Origin of the sequence: Vibrio sp. K4 (genome assembly GCF_051122595.1) — a bacterium.
Classification (GTDB): Bacteria; Pseudomonadota; Gammaproteobacteria; order Enterobacterales; family Vibrionaceae; genus Vibrio; species Vibrio owensii.
This window is the reverse complement of the sequence record NZ_CP178577.1, coordinates 3,192,141-3,209,533: the sequence shown is the minus strand read 5'-3', so window position 1 is coordinate 3,209,533 and position 17,393 is coordinate 3,192,141. Positions and strand designations below refer to the sequence as shown.

At 47.1% G+C, this 17,393-nt stretch carries 16 protein-coding genes; 12 read left to right on the top strand and 4 right to left on the bottom strand.

The features are described from left to right. Positions 1 to 49 precede the first annotated feature (49 nt). Positions 50 to 967 carry a bifunctional GNAT family N-acetyltransferase/hotdog fold thioesterase gene (locus tag ACLIIY_RS14455; RefSeq protein ID WP_005448516.1) on the top strand — a complete coding sequence of 306 codons (918 nt, stop codon included), beginning with the start codon at positions 50 to 52 and terminating at the stop codon, positions 965 to 967. On the opposite strand, the gene ACLIIY_RS14450 is transcribed toward ACLIIY_RS14455, so the two are convergent. The 4 genes from ACLIIY_RS14450 to hslR all read right to left on the bottom strand — a co-directional run bounded on the left by ACLIIY_RS14450 (position 953) and on the right by hslR (position 6,556). Next, positions 953 to 3,136: an AsmA family protein gene (locus tag ACLIIY_RS14450; protein ID WP_434527805.1), complete on the bottom strand. Its 2,184-nt coding sequence runs from the start codon at positions 3,134 to 3,136 to the stop codon at positions 953 to 955. The two genes, ACLIIY_RS14455 and ACLIIY_RS14450, sit on opposite strands and share 15 nt — an antisense overlap. A gap of 160 nt (positions 3,137 to 3,296) precedes the next feature. Then, positions 3,297 to 4,925 (bottom strand): phosphoenolpyruvate carboxykinase (ATP), encoded by a 1,629-nt coding sequence (gene pckA, locus ACLIIY_RS14445; RefSeq protein ID WP_005434507.1) that lies wholly within the window; start codon positions 4,923 to 4,925, stop codon positions 3,297 to 3,299. Between the two features lie 337 nt (positions 4,926 to 5,262). After that, complete coding sequence (hslO, locus tag ACLIIY_RS14440; RefSeq protein ID WP_005434505.1) at positions 5,263 to 6,138, bottom strand: Hsp33 family molecular chaperone HslO; 876 nt, start codon at positions 6,136 to 6,138, stop codon at positions 5,263 to 5,265. Positions 6,139 to 6,169: 31 nt separating this feature from the next. Further along, positions 6,170 to 6,556 carry a ribosome-associated heat shock protein Hsp15 gene (hslR, locus tag ACLIIY_RS14435; RefSeq protein WP_027726637.1) on the bottom strand — a complete coding sequence of 129 codons (387 nt, stop codon included), beginning with the start codon at positions 6,554 to 6,556 and terminating at the stop codon, positions 6,170 to 6,172. A 256-nt stretch (positions 6,557 to 6,812) separates the two neighbouring features. On the opposite strand from hslR, the gene gspC reads away from it, so the two are divergent. The 11 genes from gspC to ACLIIY_RS14380 are packed head-to-tail and all read left to right on the top strand — an operon-like array spanning position 6,813 to position 17,393. Then, a complete protein-coding gene (gspC, locus tag ACLIIY_RS14430; protein WP_045482813.1) occupies positions 6,813 to 7,736 on the top strand; it encodes a type II secretion system protein GspC in 924 nt (307 codons plus the stop codon). Between the two features lie 36 nt (positions 7,737 to 7,772). After that, on the top strand, positions 7,773 to 9,800 hold the full coding sequence (gspD, locus tag ACLIIY_RS14425) for a type II secretion system secretin GspD (RefSeq protein ID WP_039841127.1): 2,028 nt from the start codon (positions 7,773 to 7,775) through the stop codon (positions 9,798 to 9,800). Next, positions 9,793 to 11,295 carry a type II secretion system ATPase GspE gene (gene gspE / locus ACLIIY_RS14420; RefSeq protein WP_005434497.1) on the top strand — a complete coding sequence of 501 codons (1,503 nt, stop codon included), beginning with the start codon at positions 9,793 to 9,795 and terminating at the stop codon, positions 11,293 to 11,295. Before gspD ends, gspE begins: the two co-directional genes overlap by 8 nt. Further along, entirely contained in the window at positions 11,295 to 12,515 is a 1,221-nt protein-coding gene (gene gspF, locus ACLIIY_RS14415) for a type II secretion system inner membrane protein GspF (protein ID WP_434527804.1), read from the top strand. Before gspE ends, gspF begins: the two co-directional genes overlap by 1 nt. Before the next feature lie 60 nt (positions 12,516 to 12,575). Beyond that, complete coding sequence (gene gspG / locus ACLIIY_RS14410; protein WP_005434493.1) at positions 12,576 to 13,019, top strand: type II secretion system major pseudopilin GspG; 444 nt, start codon at positions 12,576 to 12,578, stop codon at positions 13,017 to 13,019. A gap of 22 nt (positions 13,020 to 13,041) precedes the next feature. Continuing rightward, positions 13,042 to 13,656 (top strand): prepilin-type N-terminal cleavage/methylation domain-containing protein, encoded by a 615-nt coding sequence (locus ACLIIY_RS14405; RefSeq protein ID WP_182023809.1) that lies wholly within the window; start codon positions 13,042 to 13,044, stop codon positions 13,654 to 13,656. Next, the gene (gspI, locus tag ACLIIY_RS14400) at positions 13,637 to 14,032 is read left to right on the top strand and encodes a type II secretion system minor pseudopilin GspI (RefSeq protein ID WP_020195437.1); all 396 of its coding nucleotides are present in this window, start codon (positions 13,637 to 13,639) and stop codon (positions 14,030 to 14,032) included. Before ACLIIY_RS14405 ends, gspI begins: the two co-directional genes overlap by 20 nt. After that, a complete protein-coding gene (gene gspJ / locus ACLIIY_RS14395; RefSeq protein WP_434527803.1) occupies positions 14,019 to 14,720 on the top strand; it encodes a type II secretion system minor pseudopilin GspJ in 702 nt (233 codons plus the stop codon). Before gspI ends, gspJ begins: the two co-directional genes overlap by 14 nt. Beyond that, the gene (gene gspK / locus ACLIIY_RS14390; RefSeq protein WP_434528557.1) at positions 14,713 to 15,723 is read left to right on the top strand and encodes a type II secretion system minor pseudopilin GspK; all 1,011 of its coding nucleotides are present in this window, start codon (positions 14,713 to 14,715) and stop codon (positions 15,721 to 15,723) included. The genes gspJ and gspK overlap by 8 nt, the downstream gene beginning before the upstream one ends. Next, a complete protein-coding gene (gene gspL / locus ACLIIY_RS14385) occupies positions 15,692 to 16,894 on the top strand; it encodes a type II secretion system protein GspL (RefSeq protein WP_078607972.1) in 1,203 nt (400 codons plus the stop codon). The genes gspK and gspL overlap by 32 nt, the downstream gene beginning before the upstream one ends. Positions 16,895 to 16,901: 7 nt before the next feature. Beyond that, a complete protein-coding gene (locus ACLIIY_RS14380) occupies positions 16,902 to 17,393 on the top strand; it encodes a type II secretion system protein M (RefSeq protein WP_009707965.1) in 492 nt (163 codons plus the stop codon).

The window sequence follows — 17,393 nt, the reverse complement described above, 5'->3', positions numbered from 1 at the left end:
GTATTTTCCTCTAAGGCTTTCATTTGATTTGTACTTTCAAAGGATTGATATGTTCAAACTCATAACTCCAAAAACAGAAAATCAGCTCAACAAGTACTATCAATTTCGTTGGCAGTTGCTGCGCGAACCTTGGCGTATGCCAGTAGGCTCCGAGCGTGATGAGTACGATGGCATGAGCCATCACCGCATGATTACCGACAGTCGTGGTCGTCCGATGGCGATTGGTCGTTTATACATTACCCCAGATAATGATGGTCAGATCCGCTATATGGCGGTGAAGAACAATCGTCGTAGCAAAGGCATGGGCTCATTAGTGCTGGTGGCGCTTGAATCGTTAGCTCGTCAGGAAGGGGCGAAGCGTCTGGTATGTAATGCCCGTGAAGACGCGATTGCTTTCTATGAAAAGAATGGCTTTGAGCGTCGCGGTGAACTGACCGACGAGCGTGGCCCCGTGCGCCACCAACAAATGGTCAAGCAGCTTGATCCAATGGCCGATGTATTGCGTCGCCCAGATTGGTGCACTGAGCTGCAGCAACGTTGGGAGGCTCAGATCCCGATTGCAGACAAAATGGGCATCAAAATTAACCAGTACACTGGTTATCAGTTTGAATGCAGCGCGCAGCTCAACCCTAACCTGAACCCGCATAACACCATGTTTGCTGGCTCTGCGTTTACCTTAGCAACGCTAACTGGTTGGGGCATGACGTGGTTGCTGATGAAAGAACGTGGCTTACACGGTGATATTGTATTGGCGGATAGTTCGATTCGTTATCGCCATCCTGTTGAAGAGAACCCCGTCGCGAGCACGTCATTAGATGGTATCAGTGGTGACTTGGATAGGCTCGCTTCAGGTCGTAAAGCGCGTATCGTTATCCACGTGGTGATTTACAGTGGAGATGTGCCTGCAGTGGATTTTGTCGGTACGTACATGCTGCTGCCAAATTACTCTAAGTTACTCAGCTGTTAGATTCTCAGACTTTGGTATTTCTTGCGGCGCATCTTGGTTTTCAGATGCGCCTTGTTCTGGCTTGGTTTCATCGATAGCTGAGCTCTCGCTTTCTTTCGGTGAATGTTCTACGAGGTCTGAGTCTTTTTGTTCTGTGATAAGTTGCTCTTCAGAGTGCGCAGCTGTGGTCGACTCTTTTTCTTCTGTCACTTCCTCACTTAACTCTTCTTCAGGTTGTTCGATGTTGATTGCGTCGATGTTTGTCACGCTGCCTGCTTCGGGAGCGCTCTGTTCTGGCTCCACTGGCTTTGTCTTATTTGGTTTGTTTAGGCACTCATTTGTTTCAACTTCGCCACTAAGTACATCACCTTTGAGCATCCCACACGATTCTTTAAGTTGATAGCTCACACCGCTCAATGGGTTGTTCGCCATATCAAACTCTCCAGATAGCTTACCCGAGATAGCTTTGCCGGAAATGGTCACGGGTTCTAGCTTCACTTCGCCGCGCTGAGCCTTTAAGCGCAATGGGCTGAAGGTGATTGCCTTATGCGAGTCATCTGCTTGTGACTTCAAGGTGGTATCGCGCAGGTTAGCTTCTACTTCTCCCGACAAGCTGTAAGCAAGCATGTTTTGATCGCCTGCTAAGCCTTTTAAATCAAGACTTAAGTCTGAGAAGCCATTGACCGCAAGTGCCGTTGGTAAGTATGGATGAAGTAATTGCAGTGGAATACCATCCGCATTGAGATTAAGTGCCCAAGGTTGGCTGGTGGTGCTGAGATCGATTTGACCCAAGCCTTCGATATAGCCTTGCTCTAACGGGGCAAATAAGCGTGTCAGTTGCCAGAAGCCGTTTTCACTCTGTGTTGTAATTGCTGCGTGTGAGGTGATGACTTGGTCGTAACTCGCGTTGACGACGCTGGCATCAAGCTTGCCGCTCCAAATACCCCAATGACCGTTGCTGTGTTTCACTTCGAGCTGCTCACCTTCCAAATTCAAGCCAGAAAGCTGCCAGTAAGGTTGTTTGGATAACTGGATGACTTGGCTGCGTTCTATCTCTAACTGCTTCACATCGACTTGCTGGAGCTTCTCTGTGGCTTTTTGCCACCAGTCAGTCTTGTCATCTGGTTGGATAGCCCACTTTAAGCCGCTGATGGTCGCATTGTTGATTTTCCAATGGTCAGGTTCGAAGTCACCAGATACCTGAACGCTGCCTTGCTGCCAATCTAAGCTCAGTTCTTGCAATTTGATAGACCCTGGCTTGAGTTGGGCGTTTAAACGAGGCTCAACCGCGGTTTGGTCTTGGAAACTGACACTGTCAGCTTGCAGAGAAATCTGCGCCGTTGTGCTCCACAATGACAGCGGGAGCGAAGCGTTTTCTACCGATAACTCAAGGTTTTGCCAATGCCAGTCTCCGTATTCGATATCCGCATTGAGCAGATCGAGGCTGTTGATATGGTTGATATTAACGGGCAACGCCTGCCATGGTTTGGCGAGTAAGGATTGCAGTTGTAGATTGTCGATTTTCAGCTTATCAACGGTCACGTTAATCAACGACCAACCTTGTGGGTATTGTTCGCCTTGACCAGATATTTCACTGCCACGCCATTTAAATGAGGCGCCATAAAGTGTGCTGTCTTGCGCTTTATAGTCCACATCGACAAGCAGCTTATTGAAAGATTCACCATTCCAATACAATTGTTCGGCAGAGAGCTGAACCTCACCATAAGGCATTTGCTGCGTGTCACTTGACCAAGTAGGGTCTTGGATTTGGACGTTCAAACCATTAATGCTGAATGCATCATCGGCATAATCGATGTTCTTCAAGGCGATTTGATGGAAGTAGACATTGTTGAGCTTTGGCATTGTTGGCATACCTTGCTGCAGGCTCAGTCCATCAATCAACAGGCTATCGACAATCCATTTTCCATCGCGACGAACATCAGGGTTTAGCCATAGATCGACTTGCTCGATGAAGGGTAATTGGTCTTGTTTGGTCGCTATCCCACTAAGGGTTAGGTGGTAGGGAAACTCGTATTGAACGTTGTCTGCTTGCAATGGCAAGTCGACTAAATCAGAAAACAGGTTCCACGTTTGACGAGAATAAGAGGTGGTCAGCATGCCCACAAAGACGGCTGGAATCGCGATCGCCAGTATGACGATAAGAAGTAGAATTCGACCTGCTGTTTTCATCCCTGCCAAAACCTGTCTGTAAATTGGAGTAAGTGAGTATCGACTTACTTAGATAGGCTTAAGCTTGTATCAATCTCAGGTTGGATTCAATAAAAAGCCCCTCAAAAGAGGGGCTTGAAGATTATTTTTGTAGCTAAGTCACGAAGGCTTAGCGAGTGGCTTAGTCTAGCTGAGGGCCAGCTGCCACTAGTGATTTACCTTCTGCGTTGTCAGTGTACTTATCGAAGTTGTTGATGAAGCGCTCTGCTAGATCTTTCGCTTTGCTTTCCCATTGTAGTGGGTCAACGTAGGTATCACGTGGGTCAAGGATGCTTGGGTCCACACCTGGTAGCGAAGTTGGCACTTCTAGGTTGAAGATTGGAATGTGCTTAGTTTTCGCTTCTTCAATCGAGCCATCAAGGATCGCATCAATGATGCCGCGTGTATCTTGGATAGAGATACGTTTACCGCTGCCGTTCCAGCCTGTGTTGACTAGGTAAGCTTCTGCGCCCGCTGCTTCCATACGTTTCACTAGCACTTCTGCGTACTTAGTTGGGTGTAGAGTTAGGAACGCTGCACCAAAACATGCTGAGAACGTTGGTGTTGGTTCAGTGATGCCACGCTCAGTACCTGCTAGCTTAGCGGTAAAGCCAGACAAGAAGTGGTACTTAGTTTGCTCAGGAGTCAGTTTAGAAACCGGAGGAAGTACGCCGAACGCATCAGCCGATAGGAAGATCACTTTGTTTGCGTGACCACCTTTCGATACTGGCTTAACGATGTTGTCGATGTGATGCAGTGGGTAAGACACACGAGTGTTCTCAGTCTTAGAACCATCATCAAAGTCGATAGAACCATCGCTACGAACTGTTACGTTCTCTAGTAGTGCATCACGGCGGATGGCGTTGTAGATATCAGGCTCGGCTTCTTTCGATAGCTTGATGGTTTTCGCGTAACAGCCGCCTTCGAAGTTGAACACGCCGTCGTCATCCCAACCGTGCTCGTCATCACCAATCAGTGCACGTTTAGGATCGGTAGACAGGGTAGTTTTACCTGTGCCAGAGAGACCGAAGAAGATCGCAACATCGCCTTCTTCACCCATGTTTGCACTACAGTGCATTGATGCGATGTCTTTTAGCGGAAGGAAGTAGTTCATCATTGCGAACATGCCTTTCTTCATTTCGCCGCCGTACCAAGTACCACCGATCAACTGAGTGCGCTCTGTTAGGTTGAACACAGTGAAGTTTTCAGAGTTCAGACCATGCTCTTCCCACTTCTCGTTGGTGCACTTCGCACCGTTCATTACTACAAAATCAGGTTCAAACGTTGCCAACTCTTCTTCTGTTGGACGGATGAACATGTTTTTCACGAAGTGCGCTTGCCACGCTACTTCTGTGATCACTCGAATGCTCAAACGAGTGTCTGGGTTTGCACCACAATAACCGTCAATCACAAATAGACGCTTGCCTGAAAGCTGGTTGGTCACTAGCTCTTTTAGGTCGTCCCATACTTCTTTGTTGATTGGTTTGTTGTCGTTTTTCACTGCATCAGAAGTCCACCACATGTGCTCTTCTGTTGTTGCATCTTTAACAATGTACTTATCTTTTGGTGAGCGACCAGTAAAGATACCAGTGTCTACGGCAACCGCGCCGAGTTCTGTAACCACACCACGTTCATAACCTGTTAGGTCAGCACGGGTCTCTTCCTCAAACAGCATTTCGTAGCTTGGGTTGCGAACAACCTCTTTAACGTTATGCAGTCCGTGTTTGGTTAGATCAAGTGTTGCAGCCTTTGTATGTTCCATAACGGTCATAGGTGCTCCTTATAAGGATTTTTGTAGGGATTTTGTAAGAATGTTTTAATTTTTATCTGCTCACCATGCTAGCAACGGGGCGGGGAGAAAACAGGGATATAGTTCAAAAATTATCCATGATTTCAGTGTGGTTTTAGGTAACCCGTCACATATTGGTGCGAATAGTTTATCGTGGCCGCAAACCTTTGCGCTAGGGCAAAAGAATTATTAATTATTTAAAATTAAGCGGTTGCTTTATTACGTGGGAGGCTAAGGTATACGAGGGTTTGATCACAAAAAGGCCAGCGTGATGCTGGCCTTTTGATAGGTAAATTACATGCTTGTTAAGCTATGAAAATTAATGCACGGTTTTATTGCCGGAAGTTGCTTGCGTATACAGTTCGGTAATTTCAGGTTCGTCGAACGTGTATGACGTGCCGCAGTAATCGCAATGTAAAGAAATTGTGCCTTCTTCCGCCAAAATGTCATAAATTTCAGTTTTATCAACTGTGATGATCGCCGCGCCACTGCGCTCGCGAGAACAACCACAGTGGAATTCCACAGGTTGTGGCTCGTATAGGCGAACAGAGTCTTGGTTGTATAGACGGTAAAGCAGTTCGTTTGCTGGTAGCGTGAACAGCTCTTCGTTCTTAACCGTTGCTGTTAGTTGCTCTAGGTGTTCAAAGTCTTCAGGTGTACCCGTACCGTCTGGCATTACCTGAATCATCATACCTGCCGCATGCTTTTTGCCTTCGTGCTCACCAGTGCGGATCCACAAACGCGTTTTTAGCTGCTCTGAGTTTGCGAAGTAGCCTTCGATAACGTCAGCCAGTGTTTCACCTTCTAGGCCAACCACGCCTTGGTAGCGTTCGCCTTTTTTCGGTTCGATGGTGATCACTAGGTAACCTTTACCCATCATTTCGTGCAGCGTTGCGTCATCAGCAATGTCGCCTTCCCAACGAGCTACGCCACGGATCTTCTGATCGTGGTCGCCGTTGATGACTGCCAAAGATACAGGGCCATCACCTTGTAGTTGGATAGTGATTGAGCCTTCGAACTTCAAAGTTGCAGTTAAAAGTGTGGTTGAAACGAGTAGCTCACCCAACAGTTTTTGCAGTGCTGCCGGATATTCCTTGCTGGAGATAATACGTTGGTATGCTTCATCCAATTGAACCAACTCGCCACGTACAGAAAGATCTTCAAATAGGTAGCGGTTTAAAACATTATTTGCCATGGAGTGCTTTCCTCGTCGGTAATTCCGGCTTTTATTGGTGTTTGAACTTAATGATGTCGCGGCGCTGCTTTTTGTCTGGGCGGCGTTCCGGACTAGGGTTGTGGGCGTTGAGTTTACGCTGTTTCGCGAACTCTTCGCGTTGGCTGACGCTTTCGTCAGTTTCGCGATAGAGCGTTTGAGCGATTGGTGCGCCCATTCGACGATCAGAGATTTTCTCGATGATCACCGTCTTCTCTTCATTGCCTTGACGAAGACGAATCTCAGCGCCCAACTCAACGATTTTGCTTGGTTTGCTTCGTTGCCCATTATAGTGGACTTTACCGCCATCGACCATATTGCGTGCGATGGAACGGGTCTTATAAAATCTGGCAGCCCATAGCCATTTATCTAGCCTTACGGCTTCATTTGTGGAACTCATACGACTCTACACTATCTAATCACTGCAAGAATGATGCAGTGACTGGTGGATTATTCACCTACAGATGGAGCCAAGGCTGTTTTTTTTCAAGGGAGTTGGCAAAAACTGCATAAGAAAAAGGTATGAAAAGGAACTTGTGATATAGTTCACTGCTCTTTGTTGAGTAGTAATTTTATTGCAATTTTAGCAAGATAGAGTCGACACGCTTTCATTCATAGTGAAAGTCGACGGACGTAAGAATAAAGGAATCAATTCAGTGAAGCGTTTAGAGCTAAGTGCAGGATTATCAAGCAGCCCGCTACTGGCTCAGATTAAGTCCAACAATCACGTCATTCAAGCGAAACTAAGTTTGCTCTTAACTTGTCTATTTATAGCAATGACAGGTTGGATACTTGGTAAAGTGGTGTGGTTAGCAATGCCTCAAACCTCTGGTGTGACTCAATGGAAGCCATCAGCAAACGCTGTTGCGTCAACCAATAAAAAAGACGCGATTGATTTTAATGCCCTCCAAAATGCCAACTTGTTCGGAAAGTACACCGAGCAAAAGCCGGTCGTAGTAGAACAACCTGTCGTGCAAGATGCGCCTAAAACCCGCCTAAACCTAACACTTGTTGGTGCTGTTGCGAGCAGCAACGCAAAAACGAGCTTAGCGGTGATTGCAAACCGAGGTAAGCAGGCAACTTACGGCATTGGTGAAGAAATTGACGGCACGCGTGCAGAATTAAAAGCGGTTTTGGTTGATCGAGTGATCATTGATAACCAAGGTCGTGATGAAACCCTTATGTTGGAAGGCATCGAGTACAGCAAGTTGTCTGAGAGTCGTCCGGCAACTCGACCAAAAGCAGCGAAAGCGGATAACTCATCCGCAGTGAGTGAAAAGGTCGACCAAATTCGTGCGGAAATTGCTAAAGATCCGCAAAGCGTATTCAAGTACATCAACATTTCTCCGGTTAAGAAAGACGGAGGAATCATCGGCTATCGCGTCTCACCAGGTCGTGATGCGGCGTTGTTTAATGATGTCGGTCTAAAACCTGGTGATATTGCGGTGCAATTAAACGGGATCGATTTAAGTGATCCTTCATCTTCAGTAGAACTGATGCAAGTGATGAACGATCCGCAAGAACTGAATTTGACTGTTGAGCGCGACGGCCAGCAGTACGACATCTATATCCAATTGTAATACTTAGGCAAGCTGCGTAAGTTCAGGGAGACATACGTGAAACATTGGTTTAGCAAAAGTGCTTGGTTACTTGCAGGGACACTACTCTGCGCTCCGGGTGCGATGGCGAACGAGTTTAGTGCAAGTTTCAAAGGCACTGACATTCAAGAATTCATCAACATTGTAGGTCGTAACTTAGAGAAGACCATCATTGTTGACCCGTCTGTACGCGGCAAGATCGACGTGCGCAGCTATGACGTTTTAAACGAAGAGCAATACTACAGCTTCTTTTTAAACGTGCTAGAAGTGTACGGTTACGCTGTTGTTGAAATGGATAACGGTGTACTAAAAGTCATCAAATCGAAAGATTCAAAAACCTCTGCAATTCCTGTTTTGGGTGATGACAGCGCAAAAGGCGACAGCGTGATTACACGTGTGGTTGCGGTGCGTAACGTATCGGTTCGTGAACTTTCTCCGCTATTGCGTCAGCTGATCGATAACGCTGGTGCGGGTAACGTGGTGCACTACGATCCAGCCAACATCATCCTGATCACTGGCCGTGCAGCGGTTGTAAATCGTTTGGCTGAAATCATCAAACGTGTTGACCAAGCGGGTGATAAAGAAATTGAAGTCGTAGAGCTGAGAAATGCTTCTGCGTCTGAAATGGTGCGTATTGTTGACGCTCTGAACAAAACGACCAATCAAAAGAGCACGCCTGAATTCCTAGAGCCAAAAATCGTTGCGGATGAGCGTACTAACTCAATTCTGATTTCTGGCGACCCTAAAGTGCGCGCGCGCTTGAAACGTTTGATTCGCCAACTTGACGTAGAAATGGCGACCAAAGGCAATAACCGCGTGGTTTACCTGAAGTATGCGAAAGCAGAAGACCTAGTTGATGTACTAAAAGGTGTATCTGACAACCTACAAGCTGAGAAGCAAGCGGGTCAAAAAGGCGCATCAAACGCGCAACGTGGAGAAGTGGTGATTGCTGCTCACGAAGCGACTAACTCGTTAGTTTTGACTGCGCCGCCAGATATCATGATGGCGCTGCAAGATGTGATTTCTCAACTGGATATCCGTCGTGCGCAGGTTCTGATTGAAGCGCTTATCGTTGAAATGTCTGAAGGCGACGGCATCAACCTTGGTGTTCAATGGGGTAACCTAGAGACAGGTGCAGTAATCCAATACGGCAACACTGGTGCGCAAATTGGTAACGTAATGGTTGGTCTTGAAGAAGCAAAAGACCAAACTCGTACGGAGTACTATACCAACAGTGATGGTGAGCGAACGCCTTATGATGTTACTGAGTCAGGTGATTACTCTACTCTGGCGGCAGCACTTGGTGGTGTTAACGGTGCTGCTATGAGCATCATGATGGGTGACTGGACAGCATTGATTACTGCTGTGTCATCGGATTCAAATTCAAACATTCTGTCTTCTCCAAGCATTACAGTGATGGATAACGGTGAAGCGTCGTTCATCGTTGGTGAAGAAGTGCCGGTAATTACAGGCTCGACTGCAGGCTCGAACAACGATAACCCATTCCAAACGGTTGACCGTAAAGAAGTTGGTATCAAGCTGAAAGTGGTACCTCAAATCAACGAAGGTGATTCTGTTCAGCTAAACATTGAGCAAGAAGTGTCTAACGTTCTGGGTGCAAATGGCGCGGTTGACGTGCGTTTTGCTAAGCGCCAGCTAAACACCTCTGTGATGATCCAAGATGGTCAAATGCTAGTGCTTGGTGGTTTGGTTGATGAGCGTGCACTGGAAAGTGAATCTAAAGTACCGCTATTGGGTGATATCCCAGTGATCGGCCAACTGTTCAAATCAACCAGCACGCAAACTGAAAAGCGTAACCTGATGGTATTCATTAAGCCAACCATCATCCGCGATGGTATGACGGCAGATGGTATTACTCAGCGTAAATACAACTTCATTCGTGCAGAACAGTTATACAAAGCACAAGAAGGCTTGAAGTTGATGGATGATTCAAACATTCCAGTGATGCCTGAATTTGGTCAGGAGCGTAAGCACCCTACTGAAATCCAAGCGTTCATTGATCAAATGGTAAAGAATAATGGTTGATATGTTAGACACAGCGCCAAGTATGCGCCGTCTGCCATTCAGTTTTGCCAATCGCTTTAAACTGGTTTTGGAGACGGAGCACCCTGAGCGCCCTCCAATTCTGTATTACGTAGAGCCGCTTAACCCTGCGGCTCTTGTTGAAGTACGCCGAGTACTGAAACAAAACTTTATTCCTCAAGTGATGGACAAAGAAGCGTTCGATAAAAAGCTCACTGAAGCGTATCAACGTGACTCTTCTGAGGCTCGTCAGTTGATGGAAGACATTGGCGCAGACAGCGATGACTTCTTCTCGTTAGCAGAAGAACTGCCTCATGATGAGGATTTGCTGGAATCGGAAGATGATGCGCCAATCATCAAATTGATCAACGCCATGTTAGGTGAAGCGATCAAAGAAGGGGCGTCGGATATCCATATCGAGACGTTCGAGAAAACCCTTTCGATTCGTTTCCGCGTCGATGGTGTATTGCGTGAAGTTCTAACCCCAAGCCGCAAACTAGCACCTTTGCTGGTTTCTCGTGTGAAGGTTATGGCTAAACTCGATATTGCTGAAAAACGCGTACCTCAAGATGGTCGTATTTCTCTGCGTATCGGTGGTCGTGCGGTGGACGTTCGTGTATCTACCATGCCTTCGTCGCATGGTGAGCGCGTGGTAATGCGTCTACTGGATAAGAACGCCACTCGTCTTGATTTGCATAGTTTGGGTATGACGCCTTCAGTGCATGACAACTTCCGTCACTTGATTGGTCGCCCTCACGGCATCATCTTGGTGACCGGTCCGACAGGTTCGGGTAAGTCGACGACGTTGTACGCGGGCTTGCAAGAGATCAACAGCAACGAACGCAACATTCTAACGGTTGAAGACCCTATCGAATTCGATATTGATGGCATCGGCCAAACGCAGGTAAACCCGAAAGTTGATATGACTTTTGCGCGTGGTCTGCGTGCGATTCTTCGTCAAGACCCGGATGTAGTGATGGTCGGTGAGATCCGTGACTTAGAGACCGCACAGATTGCGGTGCAAGCCTCTTTGACTGGTCACTTGGTTATGTCGACACTGCACACCAACACGGCTGTGGGTGCGATTACTCGTCTGCGCGACATGGGTATTGAGCCATTCCTGATTTCTTCTTCATTACTGGGCGTGCTTGCACAGCGTCTTGTTCGTACACTTTGTTCTGACTGTAAAGAACCATACGAAGCGGACAAAGAGCAGAAGAAACTGTTTGGTTTGGAAGAGCATGAATCGCTCATTTTGCATCGAGCGAAAGGCTGTGAAGTATGTAACCACAAAGGGTACCGAGGCCGTACTGGTATTCACGAACTCTTGATGGTGGATGAAAAAGTCCAAGAGCTGATCCACAGCGAAGCGGGTGAGCAAGAGATTGAGAAAACCGTTCGTCAGCATACGCCAAGTATTCGTAGCGACGGCCTGAGTAAAGTCAGTCGTGGTATCACTTCTCTTGAAGAAGTCATGCGAGTGACCAAGGAAGCGTAATGGCAGCATTTGAATACAAAGCGCTGGACGCTAAAGGCAAACAGAAGAAAGGCACCATCGAGGGGGATAACGCTCGTCAGGTGCGCCAACGCCTAAAAGAGCAGGGTATGATTCCTGTCGAGGTGATGGAAGCCAAAGCGAAAGCCGCTAAGTCTTCAGGCGGGTCAGTTGGGTTCAAACGAGGCATCAAAACCGCAGAGCTTGCGTTGATTACGCGTCAGCTTTCGACCTTGGTTCAATCGGGGATGCCACTTGAAGAATGTTTGAAGGCCGTTTCAGAGCAAGCAGAAAAACCACGTATTCGTTCGATGATTGCCGCGGTGCGCTCAAAAGTCACCGAGGGTTATCCTCTGGCCGACAGTTTGGGTGATTACCCGCATGTTTTCGATGAGCTTTACCTTTCGATGGTGGCAGCGGGTGAAAAATCTGGTCACTTGGATACAGTGCTAGAACGCTTGGCTGATTATGTAGAAAACCGCCAAAAGATGCGTTCTAAGTTGCTGCAAGCCATGATTTACCCTGTGGTATTGGTGGTGTTTGCTGTTGGTATCGTCTCTCTGTTGCTGTCTTCTGTTGTACCTAAAATCATTGAACCAATTATTCAAATGGGACAAGAGTTGCCTCAATCAACGCAATTCCTGTTGTCTGCAAGTGAGTTTGTCCAAGAATGGGGGTTTATCATCTTTGTTGTTGTTGTTGTGCTCTTCTATGGCCTTAAACTCGCATTACAGAAACCAAATTTTCGCTTGGCTTGGGACCAAAAAATTCTCAGCCTGCCGTTGATTGGTAAGATTTCTCGCGGTCTGAATACCTCACGATTTGCTCGCACCTTGTCGATTTGTACCTCAAGTGCGATTCCTATTCTTGAAGGGATGCGAGTCGCGGTCGACGTTATGTCGAACCGTTATGTAAAACAACAGGTCTTAGTTGCGGCAGACAACGTACGAGAAGGTGCAAGTCTGCGCAAAGCCCTTGATCAAACTCGCTTGTTCCCACCAATGATGCTACACATGATTTCAAGTGGTGAGCAAAGTGGTGAGCTTGAAAGCATGTTGACGCGAGCGGCGGACAACCAAGACCAAAACTTTGAATCGACGGTCAACATTGCACTTGGCATTTTTACTCCAGTATTGATTGCCCTGATGGCGGGCTTGGTACTTTTCATCGTAATGGCGACATTGATGCCAATGTTGGAAATGAATAACTTAATGAGCGGATAGAATTCGAGTTAAGACGTGTCTATTGAAGGCATTGCTTGAATCTAACTTTCGGAGAAAATAATGAAATTTAAACGCAGTAAGCAACAAGGCTTTACACTTCTAGAAGTGATGGTTGTTGTGGTTATCCTAGGTATTTTGGCGAGTGTTGTTGTTCCTAACTTGCTAGGTAACAAAGAAAAAGCAGACCAACAGAAAGCGATCACAGACATCGTGGCATTGGAAAACGCGTTGGACATGTACAAGTTGGATAACAGCGTTTACCCAACGACTGACCAAGGTCTAGACGCATTGGTGAACAAACCTTCTAACCCAGAACCGCGCAACTACCGTGACGGTGGTTACATCAAGCGTCTTCCATCTGATCCATGGGGCAACGAGTACCAATACCTAAGCCCTGGCGACAATGGCACGATTGATATCTTTACTCTGGGCGCTGACGGCCAAGAGGGCGGTGAAGGTCCAGCTGCAGATATCGGCAACTGGAACATGCAAGATTTCCAATAAGCGCTAGCTGAAACCAGCACTAATGAAGCAAATGCAAAAACATCTCGGTTTTACATTGATAGAAATTCTATTGGTGCTGGTTTTGTTATCTCTTACCGCCGTGGCGGTGATCGCTACCTTGCCTACGAGTCAGAAAGACCTTTCCAAACAATACGCGCACAGTTTTTTTCAACGCTTACAACTGCTTAATGAAGAAGCAGTGTTAAGTGGCAAAGACTTTGGTCTGCGCGTTGATGATGTTAAATCCACCTACACCTTGTTGAGTTTGAGCCAAGATGGTTGGCAGCCACTTGAGTTAAAGCAAATCCCAAGTGAGACAAAACTCGAAGGGGATATTTCATTGCAATTGGATTTAGGCGGTGGTGCTTGGGATAAAGACGATCGATTGTTCGAACCTGGCTCTCTGTTTGATGAAGACATGTTTGCTGAGGAAGAGGACAAAGAGAAGAAGAAAGTGAAACCACCTCAAGTGTTCATCTTCTCAAGTGCTGAAATTACGCCATTCTCCCTATCTTTCTTTCCTGAAGAGGGGGATGCATTCAACGATGGTTGGCGAATCATTGGTAAAGAAACAGGCGAAATCAAATTGTTAGCGCCTGGGGAAGAAGCGGAAGACGATGACAATTCGATATTCTAAGCCAAGCCGTATTGGCTCGTCGCACCGCAACACACGAGGTATGACATTACTTGAAGTGCTGGTCGCCCTAGCGATCTTCGCAACGGCAGCGATCAGTGTGATTCGCTCAGTGAGTCAGCACATCAATACTGTCAGTTATTTAGAAGAAAAAATGTTTGCAGCCATGGTTGTGGATAACCAAATGGCCAATGTGATGCTCTCGACGGAAAAGCTTAAAGCGAAAAACGGTACAGAAGAATTAGCAGGGCGCACTTGGTATTGGAAAGTCACACCGGTAGCCACTGCGCAGCCATTGCTGAAAGCATTTGATGTCAGTGTCGCGACAGATAAAAAAGCGAGCCCAGTTGTCACGGTGAGAAGTTATGTTGCTGAATAACAAGCGATATAAAGCTCGCAACTCAAGGTCCAATCGAGGTTTTACCTTGATTGAAGTGCTGGTTTCGATTGCGATTTTTGCCAGCATGAGTGTCGCCGCTTACCAAGTGGTATCGCAAGTGCAGCGCAGTAATGTGTTGTCTCAAGAGCGAACTCAACGTCTCAATGAGCTACAGCGCGCGATGGTCATGATGGATAACGATTTCCGTCAAATGGCAATGCGCCAAATGCGTACTAACGGTGAAGAGCCTTCAAGCCAACTGCTGTTTTGGTCGGATTACTTGCTCGATTCAGATGCGAAAGGTGTGATGTTTGCGCGTTTGGGCTGGCATAACCCACAGCAGCAATTTCCACGCGGTGAAGTGACTAAGGTTGGCTATCGCATCAAAGATGAAGTCTTGCAGCGTGTGTGGTGGCGATACCCTGATACACCAACAGGACAAGAAGGTGTGATTACCCCGCTGCTAACACAGGTCGAAGAATTTGATATGCGCTTCTTTGACGGAAAATCGTGGAAGAAAACGTGGGAAAACGGCCGTGAACTGCCAAAAGCCGTTTCTGTGATATTGAAGCTGAAAGATTATGGTGAGATTACTCGCACTTACCTGACGCCGGATGGCAAGCTCAATCCGGGTGGAGAAGATGATTCTTCGGGCAATGACTCATCAGGGGGCAGCAATGATGGCTAATCGTCAGCGCGGTGTTGCGCTCCTCATTGTCTTGATGCTGCTTGCGATTATGACAACAGTGGCTGCGAGCATGTCAGAGCGATTGTTTTTGCAGTTTCAGCGTGGTTCGAATCAAATTAATTACCAACAAGCTTACTGGTATAGCTTGGGGGTAGAAGCGTTAGCTGAGATTGGTATCGAACAAAGTTATGAAGACGACGATACCATTAACTTAAGCCAGCCTTGGGCAATCAAAGAGCAAGTTTATCCGCTTGATTACGGACAGGCTTTAGGTCGCATTGTTGATAAGCAAGCCTGCTTCAATATGAATGTCCTCGCGAGCGTACAGCCAACGGGTGAACAAACGACGCGTCCATACTTAGTGCAAGTGTTCCAACGTTTGATGGAAGAAATGGACGTGGAGCCTTACCAAGCTGAAGTGATCGCCGATTCGACGTGGGAATACGTTGATAGTGACAGTACCGTGCGTTCAACCGCGGGTGTGGAAGACAGTACTTACGAAGCGATGAAGCCGCAGTATTTGCCACCCAACGGTTGGATGGCGGATGCCAGTGAACTGCGCGCGGTGTACCAAGTTAGTGGGGACATCTACCAAAAAATTGCTCCGATGATTTGTGCGCTTCCGAGCGACGATTGGCGCTTAAACGTCAACACCATAGAAGTCGAGCAAGCGCCTATTTTGGTTGCCATGTTTACCCCAGGCTTGAGCAGCAGCGATGCTGTTCAGCTGATAGAAAAGCGTCCTTTCGATGGATGGGAAAGTGTCGATGAATTTTTGTCAGAGTCAGAATTAGCTGGCCTGAGCGATGATGTAAAGAAAAATGCCCGAGGCTACTTAGGAGTCGATAGCTCCTTTTTTGAATTGGATGCACAAGTGCTGGTGGATGAATCCCGTGTACGTATCCGAAGCCTTTTGCAAAGTACAGATAGAGAAACGGTGACTGTCGTTCGCCGTCGTTTTGGAGGAATCAGTGAGCGAGTTTCTAACCGTTCGGCTGAGTAGCGAACAACAAAGTACCATTCCATGGTTGGTGTGGTCGACACAACAGCAAGAAGTGATTGCCAGTGGTGAGATTGCCGGGTGGGAACATCTGGATGAACTGGTCGCGTATGCCGATCAGCGACAAATTATCGCGCTATTAGCAAGCCATGATGTTGTGTTAACAGAAGTGGATATCCCACCGGGTGCTGCACGTCAGTTTGACAGTATGCTGCCTTACTTGGTGGAAGATGAAGTCGCGCAAGACGTGGACAACCTGCATTTCACCGTTTTAGATAAGCAAGCAGAAAGCGCACAAGTGTGTGCCGTGGAGCGAGCTTGGATTCAAACCATTTTGCAGCGTTTTGCCAGCCAAGGTCTTGTAATAAAGCGAATGCTACCTGACGTATTAGCTATGCCAGTGGACGCAGAAGCGAGCTCTGCAGCACTGTTGGGTGAGCAATGGCTGATTCGCCACTCTCAAACTCAAGGTGCAGCGGTTGATGCTTCATGGCTAGACCTTTACTTATCTGCCTACTTACAAAGTCACGAAGGTTGGAAGCTGGACTGTTACAGTTCGCTGCCTGAATCAAGCGTTCCAGACATTTGGGTATCAAAGCCTGAAGAAATGACCATGGCATTGTTGGCAAAGGGCACAACGGAAAGCAAGGTTAACCTACTTTCTGGCGCGTTTAAGCCGAAATCGTCTTGGGGCAAGTACGTTAAGGTTTGGCAGAAAGCCGCAATAGCCGCTGGTGTGTTGCTGGTTGTTTTGGTTGGCCAGCAGCTGTTAATGGTGCATAAATACGAAGCGCAAGCCCAAGCTTATCGTGAAGAGAGTGAGCGCATCTTCCGTCAAATCTTCCCAGACAAACGACGCATTCCAACAGTTAGCTACTTGAAGCGACAAATGACGGACGAAGAACGTCGTCTGTCTGGTGGATCAAGTGATGTGGCGATGTTGTCTTGGATCGCGGCTTTGCCAGCAACATTGGGACAGGTTAATGACCTACAAATCACCAGTTTCAAATACGACGGTCAACGTGGTGAGGTTCGCATTCAAGCGAGCAGTTCTGACTTCCAGCCATTCGAGCAAGCTCGAGTCAAATTGGCGGAGAAGTTTAACGTTGAACAAGGCCAACTGAACCGCAACGGCAATGTTGTGATGGGCAGTTTTGTGTTGAAGCGTCAGTGAGGTGATGATGAAGAATTTAATCGCACAAGCTCAGACTTGGTGGAGCAGCATCTCACAACGTGAGCAACGTTTGGTGATGGGGGGTGGCATTATTGCCATTATCGGGATGATTTATTGGGGGGTATTACAACCAATGAATCAACGTGCAGAGCTAGCTCAATCCCGAATCCAAAGTGAAAAACAATTGCTGACTTGGGTACAAGATAAAGCCGATGATATCAGCGCATTGCGTAAAAGTGGTGGTGTAAGCTTTTCTAATCAGCCATTGAACCAAGTGGTGTCTTCATCCGCTCGTCGTTACAAGGTGGAGTTGATCCGTGTACAACCACGTAATGACAGTGTTCAAGTATGGATTAAGCCTTTGGCATTCAACCAAATGGTCGATTGGCTGCGTTATCTAAAAGAACAACAAGGGATTGAGGTGGAATTCCTAGACATCGACCGTACCGATCAAGCGGGTATGATTGACGTAAACCGCCTGCAATTTAAGCGAGGTTAA

Excerpts from the sequence above, each read along its gene's own strand:
- ACLIIY_RS14380 (WP_009707965.1), top strand. The coding sequence starts at position 16,902 with ATGAAGAATTTAATCGCACAAGCTCAGACTTGGTGGAGCAGCATCTCA.
- ACLIIY_RS14450 (WP_434527805.1), bottom strand. The coding sequence starts at position 3,136 with ATGAAAACAGCAGGTCGAATTCTACTTCTTATCGTCATACTGGCGATC.
- gspK (WP_434528557.1), top strand. The coding sequence starts at position 14,713 with ATGGCTAATCGTCAGCGCGGTGTTGCGCTCCTCATTGTCTTGATGCTG.
- hslO (WP_005434505.1), bottom strand. The coding sequence starts at position 6,138 with ATGGCAAATAATGTTTTAAACCGCTACCTATTTGAAGATCTTTCTGTA.
- hslR (WP_027726637.1), bottom strand. The coding sequence starts at position 6,556 with ATGAGTTCCACAAATGAAGCCGTAAGGCTAGATAAATGGCTATGGGCT.
- gspI (WP_020195437.1), top strand. The coding sequence starts at position 13,637 with ATGACAATTCGATATTCTAAGCCAAGCCGTATTGGCTCGTCGCACCGC.
- pckA (WP_005434507.1), bottom strand. The coding sequence starts at position 4,925 with ATGACCGTTATGGAACATACAAAGGCTGCAACACTTGATCTAACCAAA.
- ACLIIY_RS14405 (WP_182023809.1), top strand. The coding sequence starts at position 13,042 with ATGAAGCAAATGCAAAAACATCTCGGTTTTACATTGATAGAAATTCTA.
- gspJ (WP_434527803.1), top strand. The coding sequence starts at position 14,019 with ATGTTGCTGAATAACAAGCGATATAAAGCTCGCAACTCAAGGTCCAAT.
- ACLIIY_RS14455 (WP_005448516.1), top strand. The coding sequence starts at position 50 with ATGTTCAAACTCATAACTCCAAAAACAGAAAATCAGCTCAACAAGTAC.
- gspF (WP_434527804.1), top strand. The coding sequence starts at position 11,295 with ATGGCAGCATTTGAATACAAAGCGCTGGACGCTAAAGGCAAACAGAAG.
- gspE (WP_005434497.1), top strand. The coding sequence starts at position 9,793 with ATGGTTGATATGTTAGACACAGCGCCAAGTATGCGCCGTCTGCCATTC.
- gspG (WP_005434493.1), top strand. The coding sequence starts at position 12,576 with ATGAAATTTAAACGCAGTAAGCAACAAGGCTTTACACTTCTAGAAGTG.